Source organism: Frankia sp. CcWB2 (assembly GCF_977927585.1).
In genome coordinates this window covers 1-2,612 of sequence record NZ_CDWRCM010000326.1, presented here as the reverse complement: position 1 = coordinate 2,612, position 2,612 = coordinate 1, and the positions used below count along the sequence as shown (strand labels likewise).

The window sequence follows — 2,612 nt, the reverse complement described above, 5'->3', positions numbered from 1 at the left end:
CCGGTCGCCGCTCCTGGCTGAGGGCGAGGGTCGCCGCGTGCAGCCCGGCCATGCCGTGTACCCCGGCGCCGGGAGGGGTGGCGGCCGAACACAGGTAGACGCCGGGCAGCGGCGTCGCCCAGGGGCGTGGCGAGAGCACCGGCCGGGCGACCAACTGGCGCAGGTCAGCGGTGCCACCGCCGATGTCGCCGCCGATCTCGTTGGCGTTGTGCGCCTCCAGTGCCGTCGGTCCCATCACGTGGCGGGCGAGCACCCGGTCGCGGAATCCGGGGGCGAAGCGTTCGACCTGGGACTCGAGCGCATCGGTCATGTCGACGCTGGAGCCCAGTGGGACATGGCAGTAGGCCCACCCGGTGTGCCGGCCGGCCGGGGCGCGGCTCGGGTCGGCGGCGCACGCCTGAACGAACAGTACGAACGGCCGGTTTGGATGGTGGCCGCGGGCGACGGCCCGCTCGGCCGCGGCGATCTCGGCGAGCGTGCCGCCCAGGTGTACGGTCGCCGCCCCGGCGACCGCCGGATCGCGCCAGGGCACCGGTCCGTCGAGCGCCCAGTCGATCTTGAAAACTCCAGGTCCGTACCGGTATCGGCTGAGCGCGACGCGGTAGCGGCCGGGCAGCGCGTCGCCGGCGACCGCGAGCACCTGGCGAGGGGTGAGATCGAGCAGCACGGCCCGCGCGGGCGGCAGTTCCGACAGGCTGGTCACCGGGGCGCCGGTGACCAGTTCGCCGCCGAGCTCGCGCAGCCGGGCGACCAGGGCCTCCGCCAGCGACGATGATCCACCGACGGCTACCGGCCAGCCGACCTGGTGCGCGAGCACCCCGAGGAACAGCCCGTAGCCTGCGGTGACCGGGCGATGTAAATCGATCATGGAATGGGCGGCGAGTCCGGCGAACAGCGCTCGCGCCGCCTCACCGCGCAGCGCGGCGCGGGCGAGCGCGGTCGCGGACCACAGCCCGCGCACGCCGAACCGGGCGAGGGCCAGGGGCGCGGTGGGCGGCAGGTCGAACGGCGCCAGCACACCCTCGGCCAGCCGCGAGCCGTCGGACGCCAGCGGGCCGACCAGCCGGCGCCAGCCGGAATCGGCGCCGTCCCGGTCGGCGAGGCCTGCCGCGGTGGCGTTGAGGTCGCGGCGCAGCAGCGCCGCCGGGCCGTCGTCGAGCGGGTGGGCGAGCGGCACCGGCGGATGCGCCCACCGAAGTCCCCCGGCCGGGGCCGGGCGTGGGGCTGGGCCTGCGGTGGGGGTCGGGCCTGCGGAGGACGTCGGGCCTGTGCCGAAGGCGCGCAGTGCCGGGGAGGCGAGCGCGAGCGGCAGGACGGTTGCGCACACGTCGTGCCGGAAGCCGGGCAGCGTCAGCTCTTCTGTGCGCAGCCCACCACCGGGAGTGCCTGCGGCCTCCCGGACGAGCACCCGCCAGCCGGCCTCGGCCAGCGTCAGGGCTGCGGTCAGCCCGTTTGGACCGGCCCCGACGATCACCGTGTCGAAGCTGTCCGTGCTCACCGCGCACCTCTTCCATTCGGAGAACCTCGCCCATCCGGACCGTCGATGGGTACCCCACCCGGCGGCAGCTGGCCACGCACGATCGTGCCGCTGCCGGGCATCGAGCCCGAACGTGATACCCGCCCGAACGTGATACCCGCCCGAACGTGATACCCGCCTGAAGGTGATGCCCGCCTGAAGGTGATGCCCGCCCGTCCAGTCGTGCTCCAGGGCCGCCGTCGCGCCGCTGGTCCGAGCCCGGGAGCGGATGCCATAAAAGGTGTCCAGTATCACTCATAAATGGGGTGTCTGTCACAGAGGGAAACTCAGCTGTGGACTCGCGCGTTGAGATCTGTGCATCATCAGTCGCTTTCCGTTTCCGCGGGTCCAGGGTGGACGTCGGATGTGGTCGGACCGCGGTGTCCGACGGGCGCCGGCAAACCGTCCCCAACGGTGATACTTCGGGGCCGATCTCCGACGAGACACCCGTCCCGCCGCATCGAACTCGAGGAGGATGCCATGACCGCTTCGGTTTCCCCGCCGTCACCGTCCCGGCACAGCCATTCGCCGCCCATGCCCGGGTCCACCGCCAAGCACGTGCGCCGGGCCCAGGGTGACCACAGCCCCCTGCGCCCCGATCTCCAGGCCTCCCTGGTCGTGTTCGTCGTGGCGTTGCCCCTGTCGCTGGGCATCGCCGTCGCCTCGGGGGCGCCGGTCGCCGCGGGTCTCCTCGCCGCGGTGATCGGTGGCGTCGTCGCCGGCGCCCTCGGCGGTGCGCCGTTGCAGGTGAGCGGGCCGGCCGCCGGGCTGACCGTCATCGTTGCCGACCTCGTCCACACCTACGGGTGGCGCGTCACCTGCCTGATCACCGTGGGGGCCGGGATCCTGCAGATCCTGCTCGGGCTCTGCCGGGTCGCCCGCACCTCTCTGGCCGTCTCGCCGGCCATCGTCCACGGGATGCTCGGCGGCATCGGGCTGACGATCGTCCTCGGCCAGTTCCACGTGGTGCTGGGCGGACAGGCCGAGAGCCACGCCTGGGACAACGTCGCGGCAGTGCCCGAGGCGATCGTCGATCCGCACGTTTCCGCGACCCTCGTCGGCTTCGTCACCATCGCCACGATCCTCCTCTGGATCT

The 2,612-nt window shown here is 73.1% G+C and carries 2 protein-coding genes; one reads left to right on the top strand and one right to left on the bottom strand.

The annotated features are described in order from the left end of the window. Window positions 1-1,498 (bottom strand): phytoene desaturase family protein (locus tag ACY45C_RS21205; protein ID WP_462189312.1); only part of this gene is annotated, 1,498 nt, incomplete at its 3' end. 552 nt (window positions 1,499-2,050) lie between these two features. On the opposite strand from ACY45C_RS21205, the gene ACY45C_RS21200 reads away from it, so the two are divergent. Continuing rightward, window positions 2,051-2,612 (top strand): SulP family inorganic anion transporter (locus tag ACY45C_RS21200; RefSeq protein ID WP_462189313.1); only part of this gene is annotated, 562 nt, incomplete at its 3' end.